This window comes from Yersinia thracica (assembly GCF_902170565.1).
Classification (GTDB): Bacteria; Pseudomonadota; Gammaproteobacteria; order Enterobacterales; family Enterobacteriaceae; genus Yersinia; species Yersinia thracica.
Genome location: NZ_CABHXX010000058.1, coordinates 1 through 284 on the forward strand (window position 1 = coordinate 1; position 284 = coordinate 284).

A 284-nucleotide genomic window follows, 5' to 3' on the forward strand; every position below is an offset into this window, starting at 1 on the left:
GCACCCAATACGGCGTGCGCCATGGCATTGGCCGCCTGATTATCGCCGGTGCTTTTCTTAATCACTTCAGCCAGATACGGCGCGGAGGCACCTGCCAGCGCTTGTGCCATATTCCCGCCCGCCAGACCCTGGATAGCGGCGGTGGCGGCCTGAATCCCCTGTTGCAGTGCGCTGCCAGTGCCGTAAGGGGCCATGGCGGTATTGCGTATCTGGTTGGTCAGTTGTTCTTCCGTCGGCGTCAGGTTACCTTTTTGGGCCAACGCCTCTTTCGCCGCCTGAATAGC

1 pseudogene is annotated in these 284 nt (G+C 60.9%); it reads right to left on the reverse strand.

The features are described from left to right. Positions 1-284, reverse strand: a pseudogene (locus FTA91_RS06760) (hypothetical protein); the annotation flags it as partial.